A 21,311-nucleotide genomic window follows, 5' to 3' on the forward strand; every position below is an offset into this window, starting at 1 on the left:
TCCCCCATTCCCGGCAGCGCGAACTCGCGCACCAGGTCGTGCCCGCTCGGGTCGCCCCGGCGGACCACGCGTGGACGGGCGCCCCGAAAACCTCCGGGGCGCCCGTGGTGATCACACGGTGTCGACGTGCGCGACGCCCGCGGTGCGGTAGTCCTGCACCGCCGTCCTCACCTGGGCCGGGCTCAGCACCTGGTCCTTGGCGAAGTACACGTAGTCGACGTCCTGCTGGTAGGCCCGCTCAGCCGAGCTGCCCTGCAGCCCGCCCGAGATGAACCACAGGTTGAAGTTGATCGACATCGGCGTCTCGGGGTAGTACTTGTCGCCGTGGTCGGCGACGAGGGTGCCGTCGATGTAGTACTTCACCCGGCCGTTGGCGACCTGGAAGACCAGGTCGTGCCAGCCGTTGAAGCTCTGGCGCTGCTCGTTGTGGATGTTGTCGGCGACCCAGGGCTCGTTCTGGTAGGTCTCCCAGGTCGTCTCGTACATGATGTTGCCCTGCTCGCCCCACCCGCCGTTGGGCAGGTACTCGAAGTCGATCTCGCCGTAGTTCGGCGCCATCGGCGCGTCGAGCGGGGTGATGGTGAAGAACGTCTGCACGACGTGGTCGCCGTCAGGGCCGAAGACCGGGGCGTCGCTGAACCTCACCCTGGCCGCGTAGGTGCCCTCGAAGAACTTGCGCTGGTGGAACAGCTCGGTCTGCTTGGCCGCGGAGCCGTTGTTCCACGAGTCGAGGCGCAGGACCTTCTGGCCGTCGACGGTCGGGAACGTCACGCGCGACGCGTCCCACTCGGCGCCGGGCACGCCGGGGCCGCCGCCGCCCGAGCGGACGGTCCAGCCGCGCTGGCTGATCCGCGAGTCGCTCGAACCGGTGTAGGCGAAGTCGTCGAACATCTTGGGGCCGTTGGGGTTCGGCGGCGTCGACGTGGTCGTCGTCGTGGTGGGGCCGGTGCCGCCGGGCGCGGTGCCCCACAGCAGCGTGCCACCGCGGTGGACGGTCACCTTGTTCCAGGCCGAGTAGGTGCTGTCGGTGCGGAACGAGTAGTCGTCGGTCTGGTTGATCGAGCTCCAGTTCGTGCGGTAGAAGCGCAGTTGCAGGTCACCTGAGTCCGCGCCGGGGTTCAGCGTGCCGGCGCCGGAGGTGAAGCCGACCTCCAGGTAGCGGTCTGCCGGGCCGCCGGTCAGGGTGCCGAACTGGCCGGTGACGTTGCCGCAGCCGCGGACCGCCCACGAGCAGGCGAAGCGGTAGCCCACGTCCGGGGTCTCGCTCTTGAAGTAGTAGCGGACCTTGACGTCGGACAGCGGCACGCTGGTGGTGCCGTTGTTGACCAGCTTGAGCCACGGCTCGACCTGGTCGGCGGTGGCACCGGACGCGCTGGTCCGGTGCTGGGCGGTGATGGCGTCGGCGGCGAACGCGCTGGGCGCGACGGCCAGCGCGATCACGGAGAACGCCGCGCAGGACGCGGCTATGAGTGCTCGCAAGATTCTCTCCTCGAATCGGCAGGGACGGACAGTTCGGCGAGCCTTTCCGAGTGGAGGCGCATCCGGGTGGTGAAGCCCTCCCACTCGGGACGCTGGGACCAGAGGGTGTCGGCCAGCGCGATGAGACGGGGAAAAGCCATGTACTCCAGGTGTTCCCTGGTGCGGACGTGCTCGGTCCACAGCTGGCACTGGGCGCCGAGCACGCCGTCGGGCAGCGGCACGTCGTAGACGTCGCGGGTGGTCACGACGAACCCGGGCTGGCCGGGTGGTTCGTGCGCGCCGTCCGATCGCGGGTAGTCGAGGTAGGTGGAGGTGTGCGGGGCCATCACGACCGGCTGACCCCTGTCGAGCGCCGCGGCGGCCTGGGTCTCGTCCTTCCACGGCATCACGACGGAACGGGGGTCGCCCGTCGGTTCCCACGCCACCGGGATCCGCCCGCGGTCGAGCAGGTAGCCGCCCGCCTGGCGGAGGAACTCGCCGTGCACGTCCGGCGGCAGCAGGCACTCGTCGCCGCCGAGGTGGACGTGCTCGCCGGGGAAGATCTCCAGGACCTCGGCCAGCACCTCGCGGATGAACCCGAGCGAGTGCAGGCCGAACGCGGCATCGCTGATGCCCCAGCGGGTCCAGACGGGCAGCGGGTCGGGTGCGACACCGAGGTCGGGGTAGGCGGCCAGTGCCGCGCGGGCGTGGCCGGGCATCTCGATCTCGGGCATGACCCGGATCCCGCGGTCGGCCGCGTGGGCGACGAGCCCTTCGAGCTCGCTGCGGGTGTAGGTGCCGCCGTGCGGTGTGCCGTCGCCGTTGGTCTCCGTGCGCCAGCCGCCGACCGTGGTCAGCAGCGGGTGGCCCGGCACCGGCATGCGCCATCCCTGGTCGTCGGTCAGGTGCAGGTGCAGGACGTTGAGCTTGTGCAGGGCCATCAGGTCGATGAACCGCCGCACCACGGGCACCGGCTGGAAGTGGCGCGCGACGTCGAGCATGAACCCGCGCCACGGCAACCGCGGCACGTCCCGGATGTCGGCGCCGGGCAACGTCCAGTCCACACCGGACACACGACTCGGCCGGAGCGCCTCCGCCGGCAGGAGCTGGCGGATCGTCTGCACCCCGTGCGCCAGTCCGGCCGCCGTGCCCGCACGGAGCATGACGCCGTGCTCGTTGACGGTCAGCGCATAACCCTCGGCGCCGAGCCCGACGAGCTTGGCGTCGAGCGCCATCAGGACCTGGCCGTGGCCGGTGATCGGCAACGGCAGCCCCGTGGCCGGTCGGAGCAGGCCGCGCAGCAGTCTGGCCGCCTTCTCCGCACCGGGTGTGACCCGCACGCTCGTACCCGCGTCGAGCGTGAAACCCCTGCTGCGCCGCACGACCCTGCTCGGCAGCGGAACGATCACCCCTTCACCGCCCCTCCGACGATGCCGGTCGTCACCCGGCCCTGCAGCACGACGAAGATCAGCAGCACCGGCAGCATGAACAGCGTGGAGGCGGCCATCGTGGCGCCCCAGTCGGTGCCGAACGTGTTGTTGAACGACGACAGCCACACCGGCAGCGTGCGGTCGTCCTGGTTCTTGATGATCAGCACGTTGGCGAAGGCGAACTCGTTCCAGGCCGTGATGAACCCGAACAGCGACGTCGCCAGCAACCCCGGCGCGAGCAGCGGGAACACGACCTTGCGGAACGCCTGCCCGCGCGAGGCGCCGTCGACCTGCGCCGCCTCCTCCAGGTCGACCGGGATCGCCGCGAGGAACCCGCGCAGCGTCACGATCGTGAACGGCAGCGTCATCATGAAGTAGACCAGCGTGAGCATCCAGAGCGTGTCGAGCATGCCGGTGTCCCTGGCGATCACGTAGATCGGGATGAGCAGCGCCTCCCACGGCGTCATCTGCGCGACGAACACCATGAGCACGAACGCCTTGCGCCCCTTCCAGCGCAGCCGCGCGACCGCGAACGCCGCGAGCAGGGCGACGAGCAGGGCGAGCAGCACCGCGCCGCCCGCGACCAGGAGGCTGTTGCGCCAGAAGGAGAAGAACCCCTTGGCTGCGATCGCCGTGCCGAAGTGCTCGAACGTGACCGAGGCCGGGAAGAACGTGGGGGTCGCGCTCTGGATGTCCTTGGTGGGCTTGAAGGCCGTGAGGACCATCCAGTACACGGGGAAGACCGAGATCACGAAGATCACGAGCGCCGCCGCGGTGCGGGAGATCCGGCCGATCATGCTTCCCGCTCCTGCCGGTAGAGCTGGCGGAAGTACGCCAGCAGCGCGAGCACGAGCAGCAGCACCATCAGCATCGACACCGCGGCGCCGAGGTCGTAGCGCTGCAACGACTGCGCGACCTGGAACGCGTAGACCGGCAACGTCGTCGTGGCCTGTCCCGGACCGCCCTGGCTGATCACCCAGATCTGGACGAACGCCTTGACGACCCAGATGACCTCCAGGCACGTGATCAGGCCGAACATGGCTCGCAGCATGGGGAACGTGATGGTCGAGAACACCCGCCACGCCCCCGCGCCGTCGATTCGCGCGGCCTCGTACAGCTCCTGCGGCACGGTGGTCATCGCCGCGTACAGCGACAGCGCCGCGAACGGGATCGACTGCCACACGATGAGCGTCACGAGGATGCCGAACGTCGCCTCGCCGTCGGCGAACCACGTGTAGTCGCGGTACTCCTCGAAGCCCAGCGCGACCAGCGCCCAGTTCACGACGCCGAGCCGGGACTGGAAGAGCCACTGGAACACCGTGGTCGCGGCGATGATCGGCGTCGCCCAGGTGAGCACCAGCCCGCCCATCACGAGGAACCGGAGCCCCCTGCCCAGACGCACCAGCAACAGCGCGACCAGCGTGGACAGCACCATGATCAGCACGACGTTGATCGCGGTGAACCACAGCGTCCTGCGCACCACGGACCAGAACTCAGGATCGGACAGGACCTGCGCGTAGTTCGCGAGCCCGACGAACTTCGCGTCGCCGCGCACGAGCTGCGGCAGCCCGAACTCCTGCAACGAGATGACCACGTTGCGCACCAGCGGGTACAGCAGCAGGTACGCGGTGGCGATCAGCGTCGGCGCGATGAGCAGGTACGGCAGGACCGGCCGTCCGCGGCGCTTCGGGGCGGCCGGCGCGGTCTCCCGCACCGGCCTTTCGGCCACGAGCGTCATTTGCCGGAGTTCAACGCTTGGGTGATGACCTCGTCCGCTCTCGCGGCGGCGGTCTTCGGGTCGGTGCCGGTCAGGACCGCGGTCTGGAACTCCTTGATGGGGTTGCGCGCCTCGACCGCTCCCCAGTTCGGGGAGTTGGGCGTGGCGTGGCCGTTGGCGGCACCGGCCGCCATCGCCGCCGTGCCGGGGTCCCCGCCGACCGAGGCGGCGAGCGACTTGCGGTTCGGCACGTAGTTCATCGCCTTCGCGAGCTCGATCTGCCACTTCTCCCCGGCGAGCGCCTTGACGACCTCGTAGGCGCCGTCCTGCCGCGAGCTGGACAGCGGGATGATCAGGTCGGAGCCGCCGGTGAACACCGCGCCGGGCTCGTCCGCCGTCTTGCCGGGGATCGGGAAGAAGCCGATCTTGCCCTCCAGCTCCGGGTTGGCCTTCGTGACGACCTTGGCCGCGCCGGGCACCGCGATGAACTGCGCGACCTTGCCGCCCGCCACCACGTCCGTCTGCTGCGGCTTGGCCTCGTCGGAGTCCTTCGGGCCGTCGCCGAGCGCCTGAAGCCTCTTGTAGAAGTCCATGCCCGCCAACGCCTCCGGCGTGTTCAGCGAGCCCTTCCAGCTGCCGCCGTCCTGCTTCGCGAGGTCGCCGCCCTCGTCCCAGACGAAGCCGGAGAGCGTGTACCAGTTCTGCCCCGGCAGGTAGATGCCCTGCTGGTCGCCCTGGTCGAGCTTCGTCGTGGCCGCGATCCACTCGTCGCGCGTCTTCGGCGGCGTGACCTGGGCGGCCTCGAAGAGGTCCTTGCGGTAGATCACGACCCGGTTGGCCGCGTAGAACGGGACGCCGAACTGCTTGCCGTCCACCGCACCCGGTTCGGACAGGCCGGGAATCCAGTCGTCACCCCCGAGCTCGGACTTCTTGGCGGACAGGTCCGTGACGCCCTTGCTGGCGACGTACTGCGCGACCTGGGTGTTGCCGACCTCGATCACGTCGGGCGGGTCGGTGCTGGCGAGTGCGCTGGTGACCTTCTGCGTGATCCCGTTCCACTCCTGGATCTGGATCTTCACGTCGAGGTTCGAGTGCTCGCGTTCGAACTCGCTCTCGAACTTCGACACGAAGTCGTCGGTGGCCGTGTCCTTCATCAGCCACACGGTGATCTCCTGCTTCTCATCACCCCCTCCCGCGGACGTGCCGCAGGCGGACAGGGCGAGTGCCAGGACGAGTAAGGCAGCGGAGCGCGACACGACTCACCTCTCGCTGGGATATGACCAATTGGTCAGGTCCGTTGGGTGAGGTAGAAAGTGGCATAGACCACTTCTCAGGTCAATACCCAGCTCGGACGCATGAGAACGCTCTCGATCATCATCAGACTGGTTACTTACCAGTGGTATGCCATACTGGCCGCCGACGAAGCGGAGAGGCATGGGCGAGGCGATACTGAAGCGCGAGCAGGTCCGCGACTACCTGCTCGAACTCATCGAGACCCACCCGGCGGGCGCCCCCATCCCCGCCGAACGCGTGCTGTGCCAGCAGCTCTCGGTGTCCCGCCCCACCGTGCGCTCGGCCGTGGACGAGCTGGTCAACACCGGCCTGCTGGTCCGCCAGCACGGCCGCGGCACCTTCGTGGCCAGAGCCAAGATCACGCAGGAGCTGGTCTCGGGCACCGGCTCCATGTCGCTGCCCCGCGCCGGCGGCACGTGGTCGTCCCGCGTGCTCGAACACGCCCGCGTCCCGGCCGGCGCCAGGGTGGGCCGCCGCCTGCACCTCTCCCCCGCCGCCGAGATCCACTACATCGCCCGCCTGCGCCTGGTCGACGACGAACCGATGGCGGTCGAGCACCTGCACGTCCCCGCCGCCATCGCACCCGCGCTGACGTTGCACGACATGGAGTCCGGCGACTTCTACGACCGCCTGCGCGAACACGGCGTCCACGTCAGCGAGGCCGTGCAGTCGATCGAGCCGACCGTGACGAACGAGTCCGAGGCGACGATCCTCGGCGTGCCGGTGTTCGCGCCCGCCCTGCTGTTCGAACGCCTGACCACCGACGCCGAGGGGCGGCAGGTCGAGTACGTGCACTCGATCTACCGCGGGGACCGGTACCGGATCGTGTCACGGCTGCGGCTCGGGGATCCGGCCCGCACCACGGTGGACGTGCAGGCGCGGTTCGGCAACGACCCGTTCTGATCACACGATCCGGGTGCTCTGGCTGTCGATGAAGTACTGCGCCCGCTCCAGCGTGTGCGAGGAGTAGGTACCGCTGGCCCGAGCGTCCAGCAGGGCGTTCTGCTGCGCGTCCATCATGATCCGCTGCAGCTCCAGGAGCTGGCGCCGGTGGCCGTCCGCGTCCTGCTCCACCAGCATCTTGTCGACGTTCTCGCTCAGGGCGCGGGTGCGTTCGCGGGTCCTGTCGAGGATGTCGGAGTCGAACGGCGCTCCGTTCTCCCTGCACAGGTCCGGGTTCTCCACCACCGACTGGGTCGCGGCGATCAGCTCGACCGCCAGCCGCGCGTACTCGCGGCGTTCGTGTTCCTCGTCGTTGCCGCGGATGCCCAGCCAGCGGATCACCAGCGGCAGCGAGCCGCCCTGGACGACCAGGGTGAGGATCGCGACCGTGAAGGCGATCAGGATCAGTTCCGGGCGGTGCGGCAGGTCCTCCGGCAACGTCTGGGCGGCTGCCAGCGTCACGACGCCGCGCATCCCGGACCACGCCAGCACCGCGCCGCCGCGCCAGCTCAGGCCCTCGCTCGCGTAGAAGGCCACGTCGGCCTGTTTGCGTTGGATCGCGCGGATTCCGCGATCGTAGCGCTTGTCGTTGCCGGAAGTGGGGCCTCGGGCGGTGAAGCGTTCGAGGAAGGTGGCGATCTTGTCGGCGAAGGCGTTCGCACGGCGTTGCTGACGGCGCAGCATCGCGATCAGCGGGATCACGAACGCGACTCGCAGGACGACCAGCGCGACTGTCGCGAGCACGCCGAGCAGCAGTGCCCGTCCCAGGTCGTCGTCCGCCACCGCGCCGACGACCGACGTGAGCTCGAAGCCCATCAGCAGGAACACGCCGTTCTCCAGCAGCAGCTGGATCGTGCGCCAGTTGGTGCGCTCGGAGATGCGGTCGTGGGCGGTGATCTTGCGGGCGCTCAGGTGCCCGGTGACCAGGCCGGCCAGGACGACGGCGAGCACGCCGGACGCGTGCAGCTCCTCGGCCGGGATGAACGCGAGGAACGGGACCACGTACGAGATCGCGGTCGTCAGCACGGGCTGTCCCTGGATCCGCGACCGCACCCACACCGTCGCCAGGCCCACGACCAGCCCGATCACCACGCCCACCGACACGGCGAAGGCGAAGTCGCCGAGCGCGCCGCCGAACGTCACGCTGGCCGTGATGGCCACGACGGCCGTGCGCAGCAGGACGAGCGCAGTGGCGTCGTTGACCAGCCCTTCGCCTTCGAGAATCGTGACGAGTCGTGGCGGCAGGCCGAGCCGCTTGCCGATCGACGTGGCGGCGACGGCGTCCGGCGGGCTGATCACGGCGCCGAGAGCGAGGGCCGCCGCGAAGCCGATCTCCGGCAGCAGCCACCAGATCAGCAGGCCGGTGCCGAACGCCGACACGGCCACCAGAAGCACCGACAGCGAGCCGATGGTCGAGAAGTCGCGCCGGAAGTCGACGACCGGCACGTTGACCGCCGCCGAGTACAGGATCGGCGGCAGCACGACCGTCAGGATCCACTCCGGCGCCACGGCGACGTGCGGGGCGCCCGGCAGCTGGCTGCACGCCATTCCGACGAGCACCAGCAGCACGGGCGCCGCCACACCCAGCTTCGGGGCGAAGTACGACACCGCCACGATGATCAGCACGCTCGCCACCGCGAGCAAGGCCAGTTCCTGCATGGCGTGCAGTTTGTCCGATCGGGATGGATCTTGCGCGTCACCCCGCGGGCAGGACGTGCCGCCCCTCGCGGTCGGTGCTCAGGCACAACGAGCAGATCTCGCCGCCGACCGCGCTGGCCGCCATGTCCGGCCGCTCGTACGGCTCCCCGCACACCACGCAGTCGTACCGCGTGCCGCTGGGGTTGCCGTCCGCGTCGAGTACCGGCTCCGCGATGCCGTCGTCCGTGCGGCGCAGGTAGAAACGCCCGCGCGTCAGGATGGCGAGCAACGGCGTCAGCACGATCGGGATGCCGACGGCCACCAGCGGCGAGTACGGCTGGACCGCGGCCCCGAACAGTCCGAAGTAGACGGAGATGGACAGGATCGACGACGCGAGGAACGACCCGACGCCCACGGGGTTGACCGGGTACAGCATGCCCCTGCGGAACTCCGGCTGCTTCGGCGACAGCTTCAGCACGTACTTGTTGATCGCGATGTCCGTCGCGACGGTGACGACCCACGCCATCGCGCAGTTCGAGTAGAAGCTCAGGATCTTGTTGAGGAAGCTGAACATGTCCGCTTCCATGAGCACCAGTGCGATCGCGAGGTTGACCAGCACGAACACCAGCCGGCCGGGGTAGTGCTTCGTCACGCGGGTGAACGAGTTCGTCCAGGCCAGCGATCCCGAGTAGGCGTTGGTGACGTTGATCTTCACCTGACTCAGCACCACGAGCACCAGGGCCAGCGGCACGACCAGCCACGCCGGCATGAACTGCTTGAACACGCCGGTGAACTGCTCGATCGGCTCGACGGCGGCCACCTTCCCGACCGCGTCGAGCACGTAGACGGCCATGAACACGCCGATCGCCTGCTTCAAGGCGCCGAACACCACCCAGCCCGGTCCGGCCAGGATCGTGGCGGTCCACCACGCGCGGCGGTTCCCGGCGGTGCGCGGCGGCATGAACCGCAGGTAGTCGATCTGCTCGCCGATCTGTCCCATCAACGACAGGCACACGCCGGCGCCGAGCATCACCGCCGCGGTGTCGACACCGCCGTCTCCGTACGCGAGGAAGCGGCTGACCGAGCCGGGCTCCGAGATGACGAGGTACACCAGCGGTGCCACCATCAGCAGCAGCCACAACGGGTTCGTCCAGCTCTGCAGCTTCGCGAGCACCCTCATCCCGTAGATCACCAGCGGGATGATCACCAGGGTCGACGTGAGGTAGCCCAGCCACAGCGGCAGGCCGAGCGCGTACCTCAGGCCCTGGGCCATGATCGAGCCCTCGAGGGCGAAGAAGATGAACGTGAAGCTCGCGAAGATCACGCTGGTGATCACCGAGCCGTAGTAGCCGAAGCCGGAGCCGCGGGTGATCAGGTCGAGGTCGATGTTGTACCGCGCCGCGTAGTAGGCGAGCGGGAACCCGGTCACGAAGATGACGAGTGCCGCGAAGCCGATGGCCAGCAACGCGTTGCCGGTACCGTGCGTGAGCCCGATACCGGCGCCGATCGAGAAGTCGGCCATGTAGGCGATCCCGCCCAGCGCGGACGCCCCGACGACAGCGGGGGTCCAGCGCCGGTACGTGCGGGGAGCGAACCGCAGGGTGTAGTCCTCGAGCGTCTCCTTGGACGCGCCGAGAGCCGGTGGGCGCTCCACAACCTCGTCAACGGTCATGGGCCCTGACGCTAGGAGCTGCGCGTTTCCTGCGGTCACGCCGCGTGTGACGGGCTCGTGACGCGGAGTTCACCTGCTGGGAACCGGGACGGTGACCCGTGCCGCGTCTACAGCTTCCAGATCCGGACCACCTTGTCCGCACCGCCGGCCGCGAGCCGCTCCCCCTTCGGGTCGAACGCCACGGTCTCGACCTGGCCGGCCGCACCGATCACGGTGGACCGGATCTTCCGGGACGCCACGTCCCACAGCTGGATGAAGTTGCCCTGCCCCCAGGCCGCGACCGTCTTGCCGTCCGGGTGGTACAGCGCGTTCGAGAGGGTGAGGTCGTCGCCGGCGCGCGGGAACACCGCCTTGCTCTGCCCGGACTCGACGTCCCAGAGCTGCATGCTGTTCTTGCCGTCGGCGTCGATGACCGCCAGGGTCCTGCCATCGGGCGAGAAGGACCCGCCGTGGCCGGTGGAGTCGGTGATGGTCTTGACGGTCCTGCCGGTGGCCGGGTCGACGATCTTGATCTCCTGGTACTTCGTCCCCGCGTAGGCGAGCAGCTTGCCGTCCGGGCTGAACGAGAGCTCGCTGCTGCCCTGCGCCTCGGTGAGACCGATCCTGACCGCGCGGGTCGCCACGTCCCAGACCTGCAGGCGGCCGGTGTGGGTGATGCCGACGAGGGTCCTGCCGTCCGGGTGGAAGCGCAGGCACTTCATGATCGACCGGCTCTGGTCGAGGCCGCCGATCATCGTGCGGTCGGCGATGTTCCACAGGTACGTGGTGAAGTCGCCGGTGCGGTTGCCGCCCGCCGCGAGGATCCTGCCGTCCGGGCTGATCGCGACCGCGCACGCCGAGGCTCCGCCGGGCCCGTCCGGGTTCTTGACCGTGCCGAGGAGCTTGCCTGCCGCCCCGTCCCACAGGCGGACGACCGCGCCGTCGTCGCCGAGACCGTCCTCCGCGCTGGCGAGGATCTTGCCGTCGGGGCTCCAGGCGATCGACGAGACGGCCGCCTTGTGGCCGAGGAGCTGGACGTGCTCGGTGATCTCCTCCGGCCGCCCCGGCCGCGCCACCGACGAGGTCGCCGGCTCCTCGGAGCCGCCCTCCCCGTTCGAGGCGGGTTCGTCGTCCTTCGTGGACGGCAGCTCGGCCCCGTCGCCCTTGCCGTTCTGCGAGGAGATCCACCAAGCGGTGCCACCGGCGAGCACCGCGAGCGCGCCGCCGCCGGCCAGCAGCACCCCGCGCCTGCTGACGCCACCGGACTTACTCTGGGCCGGGAGCACGACGGGCGCGCCGGCGAGCATCGCGAGGGCCTGGTCGGCGGACGCGCGTTCGGCCGGGTTCTTGCGCAGCAACCCGGCCAGCAGCGACGAGAGGTGCCCGGCTCGCCTCGGGGGCGCGGGCTCCTGGGTGAGCAGCATCGACAGCGTCGTCATGAAGTCCTGGCCCTCGTACGGCGGCCTGCCCTCGACGGCCGCGTAGAGGGTGGCGCCGAGCGACCACATGTCCGTCGCCGGGGTGATCGGCGCGCCGGTGCCCTGCTCGGGCGCCATGTACGCCGGCGTGCCGACGATCGAGCCGTCCGTCGTGAGCGGGACGTCGCCGGTGAGCCTCGCGATGCCGAAGTCGGTGATCACGACCCGGTCGCCGGACAGCAGGACGTTGGCGGGCTTGAGGTCGCGGTGCACGATCCCGGCCTCGTGCGCCACCCGCAGCGCGCTCAGCATCGACGTGGCGATGTGAGCGACCTGGTCAGGAGGCAGCGCGCCCTGCGCCTTGATCGCGTCGGACAGCGACCCGCCGCGCACGAACTCCATGACGATCATCGGTGCGCCGTTGTACTCGACGACGTCGTGCACGGTGACGATGCCGGGGTGGTTGAGGTGACCGGCCAGCTGGGCCTCGCGCATGGCGCGGTGGTAGAGCAACGCCCGCTGCTGCTCGTCGAGCCCGGCGGGCAGCAGCAGCTCCTTGATGGCCACCTCACGGCCGATGACCTCGTCCCGGCCGAGCCACACGCGGCCCATGCCGCCGGTACCGATCACCTGCACGAGCCGGTAGCGCTGCGCCACCAGACTCCCCGTCGCATCCGTCACGGCGCGCAGCCTAGACGGCGACGCGCCCTCGCCCGCACCGATTCGTGAACTCGAGCGACTGAAGCGAATCCGTTGGTATCAAAGAAACATCATGCACGCTCAATCGGTCTGCAATGGACCTGTCCCTAGTGGACGGTCGCTACCTCGATGCCCACCGCGCCGAACACCCGCAGCGTGCGCGTGCGGGTCGGCTCGACGGTGAACCCGGCGGCGGCGACGTGTTCACCCGCGTGCCCGTGGTGGACGACGTCCGCGAGCACGAACACCCCACCGGGCTTGAGGACGCGGCGCACCTCGGCGAGCATCTCGCCCTTCGACGCGCCCTCGAGGTGGTGCAGCATCAGGCTGGAGAACACCCGGTCGAACGACCCGTCCGGGTACGGCAGCTCCTGCGCGTAGCCGCGGTCGAGCCGTGCCCGCAGCCCGGCCCGGCGCAGCTTGCGTTCGGCCTTCGCGAGCATCTTCAGGTCGGGGTCGACGCCGGTGAGCACTGCTCCGCGCTTTCCCGCGGCGCGCAACAGGTTCCCGGTGCCGCACCCGACGTCCAGCACGCTTTCGCCTCCGCTCAGCCCTGCCAGCGCGACCATCTCCTCGTGCACCCGGCCCAACCCGGACACGCGGTGCGCCAGGTCGTAGAACGGCAGCAGGTAGTGCCTGCCCATGCCCGGCAGGTAGTCGCGCTCATGGGACGATGTTTCGGTCATTGGGCAATTCTGTCCTGTTTGGTGCCAGCGTTTCTGCGTCGATCTGCGGTGAGAGTAGGACGATGTGACGGTGCGTTCCCGACGAACGGTCCTCAGCGCCGACCAGCCTGCGACCTACTCCTGGCGGCCGTCGCCCGGCGAGCTGTCGGTGGCGGTGCTGCCGCTGGGCCACGACGCCGGTGTCGACGGCGCGCACGAGGCCCACTCGCACGACTTCCCCGGCATCGCCTACTTCGGCGCCGGCGGCGGGATCGTGCGCACCGGCAAGCAGGTCAGGACCGTCGAGGCGGGCGACCTGTTCGTCATCGGGCCCGGCGACGTGATGGGCAGGGCCCACAGCGACGACCTGGTGGACGCACGGGGCTGGGGCGTGTTCTTCACCGCCGACGCGCTCGGCCCCGACACCCCCGCCGCGCACCTGACGTGGCGCACCCACCCGTTGCTGTTCCCGTTCGTGCGCGGGGGCGCGGCCGGCGCGTTGCGGCTCAAGGTGCCGCCCGAGCAGCGCGACGAGTGGAGCACCCGCATCCACGCGCTCGACGACGAGCTCCGGCAACGCCGTGACGGCTACCGCGACGCCGTGTCGGCCCACCTGGTGCTGCTGCTCGTCGGGGTGTCGCGGCTGGCCGCGGACGTGGTCGGCGACCTGCGCGAGAACGCCGAACCGCTGCTCGCCGAGGTCTTCGACGTGATCGAACGCCGCTACCCGGAGCCGTTGTCGCTGCGGGAGGTCGCGGCCGCGGTCAGCATCTCCCCCGGCCACCTGACGTCGACGGTGCGCAGGCGGACCGGCAGGACGGTGCAGGAGTGGATCACCGAACGCCGGATGGTCCAGGCGCGGCGGCTGCTGGCCGTGACGGAGCTGACCGTGAGCGAGATCGGACGGCAGGTGGGGTTCCCGGACGCCGGGTACTTCGCCAGGACGTTCGGCAAGCTGCACGGCATGAGCCCGACGGCGTGGCGGAGGACCAACGGCTGAGGCTACCGCCCGCCCGCCCCGGTGAAGATCACTCGAACAACGTCGGCACGAAGCCTGAACTCCTGCGGACGGCCTGGCGCGCGGCGCCCGTTCCGCCGGGATCGCCCCTGTCCGTCGTGGCACTGTCGTGACCATGACCGGCGGGGACCAGATCACCTTGAACAGCACCGAAAAGGACCTCGGCACGAGGTTCCACGACGTCATGGCGGTCGTCGTGGGACGGCTGCCGTTCGGCCTGTCGCGGGTCGTCGCCCCGAGCCTGCTCGGCTTCGCGCTGATCAACGGGTTCACGTTCGGCGTCGACCTGCTGCTGCTCACGCTGTTCCGCAGCGGGCTGGGTTTGCCGCTGCCCGTCGCGTTCACGATCGCCTACGTGCTGGCGTTCGGCCTGAGCTTCGTGCTCAACCGCGCGCTGAACTTCCGCTCGCACGCCCCGGTCGGCCCGCAGGCGGGCCTGTACGCGGTGGCGATCGCGATCAACTACCTGGCGTTCGTCCTGGGCGTCGGCAGCGCCCTGACCGAGCTCGGCCTGCAGTACCAGCTGTCGAGGACCGTGGCCGGGGCGTGCGAGGCGGCGTTCATGTACGGCGTGATGCGCTGGGTGATCTTCCGCGACGCGAGGTGAGCTACTGCAGGTAGCCCTCGACCTCGCCGACGGAGCGAGCAGGCACGCTCTCCGCGTCCTCGCCCTGCGACCGCGCGGAACGACGGCGCCGCAGCAGGTCCCAGCACTGGTCGAGGGCTTCCTCCAGCGACCGGAGCCGGGCGTGCTCCTCGTCCGAGCTGATCTCCCCGGACGCGAGCTGCTGGCGCAGCGCGTGCTCTTTCTCGACCAGCTCGTTGATGCGGCCCAGCACGTTCTCGTCACTCATTCCGCTGACTCTACGTCGAACCGCCCACACGTGCGCATCACCGCACAGCCACCAGTCCGGCGATCAACGGCGACACGACAGCGCGCCGGTGGCCGTCGCGTTCGCGGTGACCTAAGGCAACGCGGCGAGCGACAAGCTGTTGCCGTCCGGGTCGAGCACCTCGACGTGCCGCACGCCGTTGGAGTACGTCTCGACGTGGTCGTGGGTGACGCCGCGCGCGGCGAGCCGTGCCAGCGCCTCCTCGAACTCCGTCATGGCCACGCCGAACGTGACCATGGACCCGCCCACGCGCTTCGACCGCACGTCACGGGCGTCGACGACGAGGTACGCGTTCTCCCCCACCTGCCAGAGGTGCTCCTCGCCGATGACCTCGTCCGCCGCACGGCCGAGGAACACGCCGTACCACTCCAGTGACCTGTCCAGGTCGCTCACGCACATCACGCTGTGCATGTCCACGCGGTCCCCCCTTCCAGTCCGATTCGTGAAGGTGGACCGGGCGCGCGGACGAAACTCATCGGTGGTGACGCGTGCGCACGTGCCGGTGTCCTTCAGCGGGGAACGCGGGCGGTGCGGCGGGGAGCTCATCGTGCAGGACGTAGCCGCACTTGACCGCCACCCGGCAGGACGCGTGGTTGCCGGCCGCGTGCAGCAGGGTGAGCGCGACGGTCTCCCGAGTCTCCAACGCCCAGTCCGACACGGTGTCCACAGCGCGGGCGGCGATTCCCCGCCCTCGTGCGTGGGCGGCAGTCCAGTAGCCGACCTCCGCCGTGTCGGCGGATGCCGCCTTCACCACCACGTGGCCCAGCCGGAGATCGTCGTCGGCGACCACAGCGAAGCTGAACCGTGCTGCGTGGCAGGGCCGCGCTGGACGGCGGGACATCGCCGCCGGCCCGGACCGGCAGCGCGGCGTCGAGTCGTTCACGCCTCCAGCGTGGTTCCCGGGTCACCGGCGGGGGGAAGGCGTTCGGACGATCTCCCAGCCAGCTCGCTCACCGGATCGGCGTGGATCGCGAGGAAGGAGTTCCCGGCGGGAGGTGACGGGTACCCGCCGGGTCCACGTTCCGAGGAGGTCTGGACATGACCAGCCGCTCACTCCTGCGGCAGTTGCCCACCCGCGTCGTCACCGGTGCGTTCGTGCTGCACTCCGGTCTCGGCAAGCGCAACGCCGACCAGGAGACCGCCGAACAACTGCACGGCTGGGCGTCCAGCACGTACCCGGTGCTCCGCAAGCTCGACGCGCGCCGGTTCGCCTCGCTGCTGGCCGCCGGCGAGATCGCGACGGGCGCGGTGCTGCTGGCACCGTTCGTCCCGGCGGCCGTGGCGGGGGTCGCGCTGACCGGGTTCGCCGGCGCGTTGCTCGGCCTCTACGCGAAGACACCGGGCATGCGGCGCGAGGGCAGCATCTGGCCGACCGAGCAGGGCCTCACGCTCGCGAAGGACGTGTGGTTGCTCGGCATCGGCCTGTCGCTGCTCGTCGACGGCGTGACGCGAGACCACTGACCGGGAGGCGCACCGCGCAACCGATCCCGTTCGTCCCGTGGTCGTAGCGCGACCCGTCGTGGGCCTGCGCACCGGACCACGACGAGGAGGCCCTCGCCCAGCGCCCGGACACCGGCCTGATCGGCTACCACGTCGATGCCACCGACGGTGGCATCGGCAAGGTCGACGAGAGCGAGAGCTACCGGCTCATGCCGCCGATGCTGTAAGGCTTTCAGACCGAAGCCCGCACACCCAGCACCGTCGTCAGCTCCAGCACCTCCAACGGCCGCAGCACCGCGGCCGTGTTCGCCACGACCACGAGCGCGCTGCCGCGGCGCAGGCAGAGGTCTTGATGTCGGAGCAGCACGCCGATGCCCTGGGCGCCGAGGAACCTCACGTCGGACAGGTCCACCACGACGGGCGCGGGCGGGACGGCCGCGCGGACGGCGTCGCCCAGGCAGTCGGCCAGCTCCGGGGCCGTGGAGTAGTCCAGCTCGCCGGCGACGTGCACGAGGACCGTGACGCCGTTGCTCTCGCTGGTGGTGCGGAACGGAACTTCACCATAGGTCTGCACGAGGCAACCTCCTGATGGACGGCACTACCGTCACACAGGGCTGGTGGCTCAACCCGGAACCGACCCTAGCGCAGTCCGCGCGTGCTCGCCGTGGGCTCACCCAGGTGAGCGAAGGTTCTCCACCGGGATCCCTTGGTCCTCCGCGTAGCATCAGTCGCTGTGACCGGTTTCTTCCACGAGACCGCCTTCTACGGCTCGGACGACGACTTCCTCGCGCTGGTGGTGCCCTTCCTCGAGGGCGGCCTGCGCGCGGGAGAGGCTGTGCTGGTCGCGTGCACGGAACGGAACACCGGCCTGCTGCGCGGCGCGCTCGGTGAGGACGTCATGTACCTGCCGGGCGCGGACCAGTACGCCCGGCCGTCCGACTCGATCGCCACGTACCGCGACCTGTTCCGCGAGCACACGGAGGCGGGAGCGCGGCAGATGCGCGTGGTCGGTGACGTGCCGCATTCCGGCACGGGGGCGTCGTGGGACTGGTGGGCGCGCTACGAGGCAGCCGCCAACCAGGCCTACGCGGAGTTCCCGGTGTGGGGCCTGTGCCCGTACGACACCCGGACGACGCCCGCAGATGTGCTCGCCGACGTGGTGCGCACGCATCCGAACATCGCGTCGGCGCCGGGCACGCACCAGGTCAACCCCGGCTTCCGGGAGGGTTTCACCGGCACGAAGCAGGTCGCGGACGAGCTGGAACGGTGTCAGCCGCTGGTCGACCTCGTCGACGCGACGGCCGGTGCGGTCAGGGAAGCCGTCGGAGCGGCCATCGGTGCGTGCTCGCTCTCCGAGGACAACGCTCACGACGTGGTGTACGCGGCCAGTGAGATCGTCACGAACGGACTGACGCACGGTGTCGCGCCGGTCCGTTTCCGGCTTTGGGCCGACGGGTCACGGGTGCTCGTGTCGGTGTCGGACCGCGGCTGCGGCCCGTCCGACCCGCGGGCCGGTCTGATGCCGACCACCGAGACCAGGTCGGCAGGGCTCGGGCTGTGGATCCTGCACCGGACCTGCGACTACGTGTCCATGGGCCAGGACGTGGACGGGTTCACCGTGCGGGTGAGCGTCGGCGGCCAGACGTAGGGCAGGTCGTCCGGCACGTCCGGGAAGTACTGCCGGTAGTACTCGGGATCCTTGCGCACGAGCGCCGACTGGTGGCTGCGGTGCACGGCCTCGTCGCCGATCCACGCGGGCAGGTCGCCCGCGGCGGCCAGCTCCTCCTGGGTGCGCACCGTGGTGACGTCCCTGGCGCTCGCCAGGTCCTCCCTCATGGTGGCCTCGCACGTGTCGGCGAACCCCAGCTCACGCCACGCGGCGCAGATCTCCACGCCGTAGCGCACGAGCGCTTCCTCGTACCCCACCCACATCTTCACCGCCGGGTGGTGGCGCCAGCCGTGGCCCGGCACCACCAGCGCGCGCTGGACCTGCAGCGTCTCGACGCGTTGCTTGCCGAGGCGGCGCCGGTCCAGCACGCGTGCCGTGGCGGCGAAGTCGGGGTAGGGCAGGAAGGTCTGCATGGGCTCAGAGCACGTAGCGCGCGGCCTGCGCCGCCTGTGCCTGGTCGACGTGCACCTCGTACCGCCGCGCCTGCAGCGTCATGACGCTGGAGAAGTCACGCCTGCCACGCGTGCTCCAGTGCGCGACGAAACCGAAGACCGCACCCCAGAACGCGCCGATCACGAGACTGATCAGCACGAACCGGATCCAGGCCGTATCGCTCGTGAACAGCCCGAACAGCAGTCCGATGAACACACCGAACCACGCGCCGCTGGCCGCTCCCGCGAGCGCAGCGCGTCCACGGGTCATGCGACCCGTCACCTGTTCGACGGTCCTGACACCCTCGCCGACGATCCGGACGCTCTCCACCGGGAACCCGTCGTCGGACATCCTGTCGACGAGCCGCTGGGCGTCGACGTACTCGGTGTAGCTCGCCAGCAGCGCGGACTCGGTCCTGGTCACCTCTTGATCGATCTCCACGCCGAACGGCTACCCGTGGCCACGCTGGGTAAACGGCCGGTCAGGTGCCGCGGCCCGTCTTCTCCTGCAACCGGTCGATCAGCTGGGACGCCTCGACCTTGGTCAGCTCACCCGGCACCTCCTCGCCCGCTTCCTGGGCGAGTGTGTGCAGGTAGGACTCCTGCGGGCCGGTCATCGGCTCGTCACCGGTCGTCCAGTCCCGCGGGTCCTTCTCCGGCGTGCGGTTCACGATCGTCCCCTTTCACTCGAACGCTCGTTCGAGATACCCGGGGCAACCGCCGCTCAATCACCGGCCGAGCACGACGTCACCGGGAGTCGACGGGGTGGGCACGATCATCGGCCACGACGCGCGCGCGAGCAGGCGGTGCGCGACCGTCAGCAGCATCCGCGCCTCTCGCCACTCCCCGTAGCGGACGTGCTCGTCGGCGGCTGCGACGCAGGCTCCGATCTGCGGGGGAACGTCGGCGCCGGTCGCCGCGCAAGCGGCCAACGCCTCGCTCAGGGCCTCGCGGGAGTCTTCGACGTTGGCCAGTGCGGCGCAGACGGCGTTGTCCAGCGTCTCCAGCGCGGTCGCCTGGAGCTGCCGCGACGACATGTCGCCCAGTTCGGTGGTCATGGTCCCCTGCCTTCACAGCCGGAGGTGCAGCGCCGACTGCTTGACGCATCCGGGCCGGGTACCCGGCCCGAGCACCCTCAAACCGAAACTCCTGACCGCGTCGCTACCCGTGGCGGTATGCGTGTGACCTGGCGCGAGAAGAACGCGCGGCAGTGGATCTCCGAGCTGTCCGACCGGATCGGGATGGCGGGGTGGACGGCGCTCGCCGTGACGCCCGCGCTCGCCGCCGAGGTCGGCCAGCACCGCGGCGGTGCGGGACATCCTGCTGCTCGGCGTCGAGGGTGCCGGCACGGTGGCGGCGGTGCTGCTCGCCTCCTATGCGCGGGGTCTGCTCGACCACTCCCCGACTGGTCGCCGACGTCGTGGCTCGGCGTCCAGCTGATGGCGGTCTGCCAGCTGGTGCACGCGCACGACGTGAAGCCGCTGGCCTTCGACGCGCTGCCCGAGGTCAACTGACAAGGCGGAGCGTGCCGAAGCAGCTTCGCCACTCGGTTCAGCGGTCCTCAGGCCTGCGCGCGCCGAGGACCGGGTCCTCCACCGGCACCTGGCGCTGGGTCGTGGTGATCGGCCGAGCCGGTTGGACCGGTGCCATGACCTCGGTCCCGGACGAGGCGCGCACCGCGTCCTCACGACCGCGCTGATAGGCCGCCGACGGTCGCGAACGCGGCCCTGGGCGGCCACGCCACGATGCCGGTCAGCAGTTCGGAGACGGGGTTCGGGCCCCACACGCCGAAAACGATCTGCAACGTGATCAGCACCAGGACGTAGAAGACGAGCTTCGCGAGCAGGTCGGACGCGTCGTACTTGCCGCGCGCCAGCATCTGCCGGACACCGCCGCGTCGACGAGCCGGTCGAAGCGACGCGTTCGAGCACCTTGTCCACCGACTTGGCCACCGCTTTGGCGACGAACCAGCCGATCAAGAGGATCAGCAGGAACGCCGCCAGCTTGGGCACGAACGTGGCCATCGCCCGCCAGGCGTCGGTCAGCCCTTGTCCGAAGTCCCCGTCGAGCTCCCTTCACGAGGGCGCCCGACGCGGGCAGCCCGCACCGAGAGGTAACCGATGCGGGCGTTCTTCACGCGAATCTCACGACGCGGGGCGCAGCTCGCGGTCACACGCCACGAGGTGTTCCCACGTCCGGCCCCGCTGGCTCGGCGGTGCGGTCCCGTCCGCGTTGCAGATCGGGTACACCAGCCCGAAGGGAACGGGCTGATCGAATTCGTCGCCGGTGCGGACGTCGACCAAATGACGCGTGTGTGCCATCACAACCACTCCCTCGCGTGTGAGCGGAAGAGCCAGTGGGGTTTGGGTTCATCGAATACCCCGTGATCAGCGCGAACATGCCTGGGAGCGTTGCGACATAAGAGTGAATGCAAACGTCCACAATGGACTAACGCGCCGTGACCACCACCGTGATGGAACCGTTGTGCGGCACCGTGAGGATCAGCATCCGACGGCCGGGATAGGTGACCGTCGACGCCGGCCGCAGCTGCGGATCGAGGCTTTGACCCAGTCGAACCGCACCACCACCGCGCCGCGGGTGATCGTGATGCCGCGCGAGTCGAGCGCGACGGTGTCGGAATCCCTTACCACCAAGGGAATCTGCTCCACGGCCGGAGCGTTCGCGCGCACCTTCCGCGTGATCCAGTCGCCCACCGTCACCTCGGTCACGACCGAGCCGGAGGCGGTGCCCCAGCAGGCGTGGTCGTTGTTGTTGATCGACTGCACGAGCGTGCCCGCGACCGGGTGTCACAGGAACGTCAGTCCGGTGCGCGTCAACGAGGTTGCCCGGCGGGCGCCGAAGTAGCCGCCGAGGTAGAACTTCGGCCGCCGCACGAACAGGAAGTCCTGTCCTTGATCGCTTCGCCGTTCTGTGAAGTGCGCGCGGTGG

Annotated in this window: 26 protein-coding genes and 1 pseudogene; 6 read left to right on the forward strand and 21 right to left on the reverse strand. The window is 69.8% G+C overall.

Annotation, left to right across the window (positions count from 1 at the left end; all coding sequences use genetic code 11):
- Nucleotides 1-111: 111 nt before the first annotated feature.
- From VM306_RS10635 to VM306_RS10655, 5 genes are read right to left on the reverse strand one after another with little or no spacing between them, the layout of a single operon-like run.
- Nucleotides 112-1,479 (reverse strand): cellulose binding domain-containing protein, encoded by a 1,368-nt coding sequence (locus tag VM306_RS10635; protein ID WP_325513587.1) that lies wholly within the window; start codon nt 1,477-1,479, stop codon nt 112-114.
- A complete protein-coding gene (locus VM306_RS10640; RefSeq protein ID WP_325513589.1) occupies nt 1,464-2,867 on the reverse strand; it encodes a beta-N-acetylhexosaminidase in 1,404 nt (467 codons plus the stop codon). Before VM306_RS10640 ends, VM306_RS10635 begins: the two co-directional genes overlap by 16 nt.
- Nucleotides 2,864-3,685 carry a carbohydrate ABC transporter permease gene (locus VM306_RS10645; protein ID WP_325513591.1) on the reverse strand — a complete coding sequence of 274 codons (822 nt, stop codon included), beginning with the start codon at nt 3,683-3,685 and terminating at the stop codon, nt 2,864-2,866. Before VM306_RS10645 ends, VM306_RS10640 begins: the two co-directional genes overlap by 4 nt.
- Nucleotides 3,682-4,626, reverse strand: a complete 945-nt coding sequence (locus VM306_RS10650) for a sugar ABC transporter permease (RefSeq protein WP_325513593.1) — start codon at nt 4,624-4,626, stop codon at nt 3,682-3,684. Before VM306_RS10650 ends, VM306_RS10645 begins: the two co-directional genes overlap by 4 nt.
- On the reverse strand, nt 4,623-5,861 hold the full coding sequence (locus VM306_RS10655) for an extracellular solute-binding protein (protein ID WP_325513595.1): 1,239 nt from the start codon (nt 5,859-5,861) through the stop codon (nt 4,623-4,625). Before VM306_RS10655 ends, VM306_RS10650 begins: the two co-directional genes overlap by 4 nt.
- A 178-nt stretch (nt 5,862-6,039) precedes the next feature.
- Between VM306_RS10655 and VM306_RS10660 the strand changes: the two genes are divergently transcribed.
- Nucleotides 6,040-6,801 (forward strand): GntR family transcriptional regulator, encoded by a 762-nt coding sequence (locus tag VM306_RS10660; protein WP_325513598.1) that lies wholly within the window; start codon nt 6,040-6,042, stop codon nt 6,799-6,801.
- Here VM306_RS10660 and VM306_RS10665 read toward each other — a convergent pair whose 3' ends face one another.
- The 4 genes from VM306_RS10665 to VM306_RS10680 all read right to left on the reverse strand — a co-directional run bounded on the left by VM306_RS10665 (nt 6,802) and on the right by VM306_RS10680 (nt 12,932).
- Nucleotides 6,802-8,499: a sodium:proton antiporter gene (locus tag VM306_RS10665; protein WP_325513600.1), complete on the reverse strand. Its 1,698-nt coding sequence runs from the start codon at nt 8,497-8,499 to the stop codon at nt 6,802-6,804.
- 37 nt (nt 8,500-8,536) lie between these two features.
- A complete protein-coding gene (locus tag VM306_RS10670) occupies nt 8,537-10,150 on the reverse strand; it encodes an allantoin permease (protein ID WP_325513603.1) in 1,614 nt (537 codons plus the stop codon).
- A 107-nt stretch (nt 10,151-10,257) separates the two neighbouring features.
- A complete protein-coding gene (locus VM306_RS10675; RefSeq protein WP_325513605.1) occupies nt 10,258-12,228 on the reverse strand; it encodes a serine/threonine-protein kinase in 1,971 nt (656 codons plus the stop codon).
- Nucleotides 12,229-12,353: 125 nt separating this feature from the next.
- Nucleotides 12,354-12,932, reverse strand: coding sequence for a class I SAM-dependent methyltransferase (locus tag VM306_RS10680; protein ID WP_325513607.1), 579 nt, complete (start codon nt 12,930-12,932; stop codon nt 12,354-12,356).
- Nucleotides 12,933-13,002: 70 nt separating this feature from the next.
- Between VM306_RS10680 and VM306_RS10685 the strand changes: the two genes are divergently transcribed.
- Together VM306_RS10685 and VM306_RS10690 are read left to right on the forward strand one after the other, a co-directional pair.
- The gene (locus tag VM306_RS10685; protein WP_325513609.1) at nt 13,003-13,911 is read left to right on the forward strand and encodes an AraC family transcriptional regulator; all 909 of its coding nucleotides are present in this window, start codon (nt 13,003-13,005) and stop codon (nt 13,909-13,911) included.
- Between the two features lie 133 nt (nt 13,912-14,044).
- Nucleotides 14,045-14,536 carry a GtrA family protein gene (locus VM306_RS10690; protein ID WP_325513611.1) on the forward strand — a complete coding sequence of 164 codons (492 nt, stop codon included), beginning with the start codon at nt 14,045-14,047 and terminating at the stop codon, nt 14,534-14,536.
- Between the two features lies 1 nt (nt 14,537).
- On the opposite strand, the gene VM306_RS10695 is transcribed toward VM306_RS10690, so the two are convergent.
- From VM306_RS10695 to VM306_RS10705, 3 genes are all read right to left on the reverse strand, one after another.
- Nucleotides 14,538-14,783 carry a DUF2630 family protein gene (locus VM306_RS10695; RefSeq protein WP_325513613.1) on the reverse strand — a complete coding sequence of 82 codons (246 nt, stop codon included), beginning with the start codon at nt 14,781-14,783 and terminating at the stop codon, nt 14,538-14,540.
- Between the two features lie 111 nt (nt 14,784-14,894).
- The gene (locus VM306_RS10700; protein WP_325513635.1) at nt 14,895-15,233 is read right to left on the reverse strand and encodes a VOC family protein; all 339 of its coding nucleotides are present in this window, start codon (nt 15,231-15,233) and stop codon (nt 14,895-14,897) included.
- A 61-nt stretch (nt 15,234-15,294) separates the two neighbouring features.
- Nucleotides 15,295-15,705, reverse strand: a complete 411-nt coding sequence (locus VM306_RS10705; protein ID WP_325513615.1) for a GNAT family N-acetyltransferase — start codon at nt 15,703-15,705, stop codon at nt 15,295-15,297.
- Nucleotides 15,706-15,860: 155 nt separating this feature from the next.
- On the opposite strand from VM306_RS10705, the gene VM306_RS10710 reads away from it, so the two are divergent.
- On the forward strand, nt 15,861-16,283 hold the full coding sequence (locus tag VM306_RS10710; RefSeq protein WP_325513617.1) for a hypothetical protein: 423 nt from the start codon (nt 15,861-15,863) through the stop codon (nt 16,281-16,283).
- A 211-nt stretch (nt 16,284-16,494) separates the two neighbouring features.
- Here the strand turns inward: VM306_RS10710 and VM306_RS10715 are convergent, their stop codons facing one another.
- Nucleotides 16,495-16,836 carry an STAS domain-containing protein gene (locus VM306_RS10715; RefSeq protein ID WP_325513619.1) on the reverse strand — a complete coding sequence of 114 codons (342 nt, stop codon included), beginning with the start codon at nt 16,834-16,836 and terminating at the stop codon, nt 16,495-16,497.
- A gap of 159 nt (nt 16,837-16,995) precedes the next feature.
- Between VM306_RS10715 and VM306_RS10720 the strand changes: the two genes are divergently transcribed.
- Complete coding sequence (locus tag VM306_RS10720; protein WP_325513621.1) at nt 16,996-17,910, forward strand: anti-sigma factor RsbA family regulatory protein; 915 nt, start codon at nt 16,996-16,998, stop codon at nt 17,908-17,910.
- Here the strand turns inward: VM306_RS10720 and VM306_RS10725 are convergent.
- From VM306_RS10725 to VM306_RS10740, 4 genes are read right to left on the reverse strand one after another with little or no spacing between them, the layout of a single operon-like run.
- A complete protein-coding gene (locus VM306_RS10725; protein ID WP_325513623.1) occupies nt 17,844-18,344 on the reverse strand; it encodes an MSMEG_6728 family protein in 501 nt (166 codons plus the stop codon). The genes VM306_RS10720 and VM306_RS10725 overlap by 67 nt on opposite strands.
- A gap of 4 nt (nt 18,345-18,348) precedes the next feature.
- Nucleotides 18,349-18,804: a general stress protein gene (locus VM306_RS10730; protein WP_325513625.1), complete on the reverse strand. Its 456-nt coding sequence runs from the start codon at nt 18,802-18,804 to the stop codon at nt 18,349-18,351.
- A gap of 40 nt (nt 18,805-18,844) precedes the next feature.
- A complete protein-coding gene (locus VM306_RS10735; RefSeq protein WP_325513627.1) occupies nt 18,845-19,033 on the reverse strand; it encodes a DUF3072 domain-containing protein in 189 nt (62 codons plus the stop codon).
- A 57-nt stretch (nt 19,034-19,090) separates the two neighbouring features.
- Nucleotides 19,091-19,420, reverse strand: coding sequence for a hypothetical protein (locus VM306_RS10740; protein WP_325513629.1), 330 nt, complete (start codon nt 19,418-19,420; stop codon nt 19,091-19,093).
- Between the two features lie 117 nt (nt 19,421-19,537).
- Here VM306_RS10740 and VM306_RS10745 point away from each other — a divergent pair, with 117 nt between their 5' ends.
- The gene (locus VM306_RS10745) at nt 19,538-19,876 is read left to right on the forward strand and encodes a hypothetical protein (RefSeq protein WP_325513638.1); all 339 of its coding nucleotides are present in this window, start codon (nt 19,538-19,540) and stop codon (nt 19,874-19,876) included.
- Nucleotides 19,877-20,046: 170 nt separating this feature from the next.
- Here VM306_RS10745 and VM306_RS10750 read toward each other — a convergent pair whose 3' ends face one another.
- The 4 genes and pseudogenes from VM306_RS10750 to VM306_RS10765 form a co-directional block, all read right to left on the reverse strand.
- Entirely contained in the window at nt 20,047-20,241 is a 195-nt protein-coding gene (locus tag VM306_RS10750) for a hypothetical protein (protein WP_325513641.1), read from the reverse strand.
- Nucleotides 20,242-20,338: 97 nt separating this feature from the next.
- A pseudogene (locus VM306_RS10755) lies at nt 20,339-20,386 on the reverse strand (hypothetical protein); the annotation flags it as partial.
- 120 nt (nt 20,387-20,506) lie between these two features.
- On the reverse strand, nt 20,507-20,683 hold the full coding sequence (locus tag VM306_RS10760) for a hypothetical protein (protein ID WP_325513631.1): 177 nt from the start codon (nt 20,681-20,683) through the stop codon (nt 20,507-20,509).
- Between the two features lie 180 nt (nt 20,684-20,863).
- Complete coding sequence (locus VM306_RS10765) at nt 20,864-21,148, reverse strand: hypothetical protein (RefSeq protein WP_325513633.1); 285 nt, start codon at nt 21,146-21,148, stop codon at nt 20,864-20,866.
- Nucleotides 21,149-21,311 lie beyond the last annotated feature (163 nt).

This window comes from Lentzea sp., from assembly GCF_035525475.1.
Taxonomy (GTDB): domain Bacteria; phylum Actinomycetota; class Actinomycetes; order Mycobacteriales; family Pseudonocardiaceae; genus Lentzea.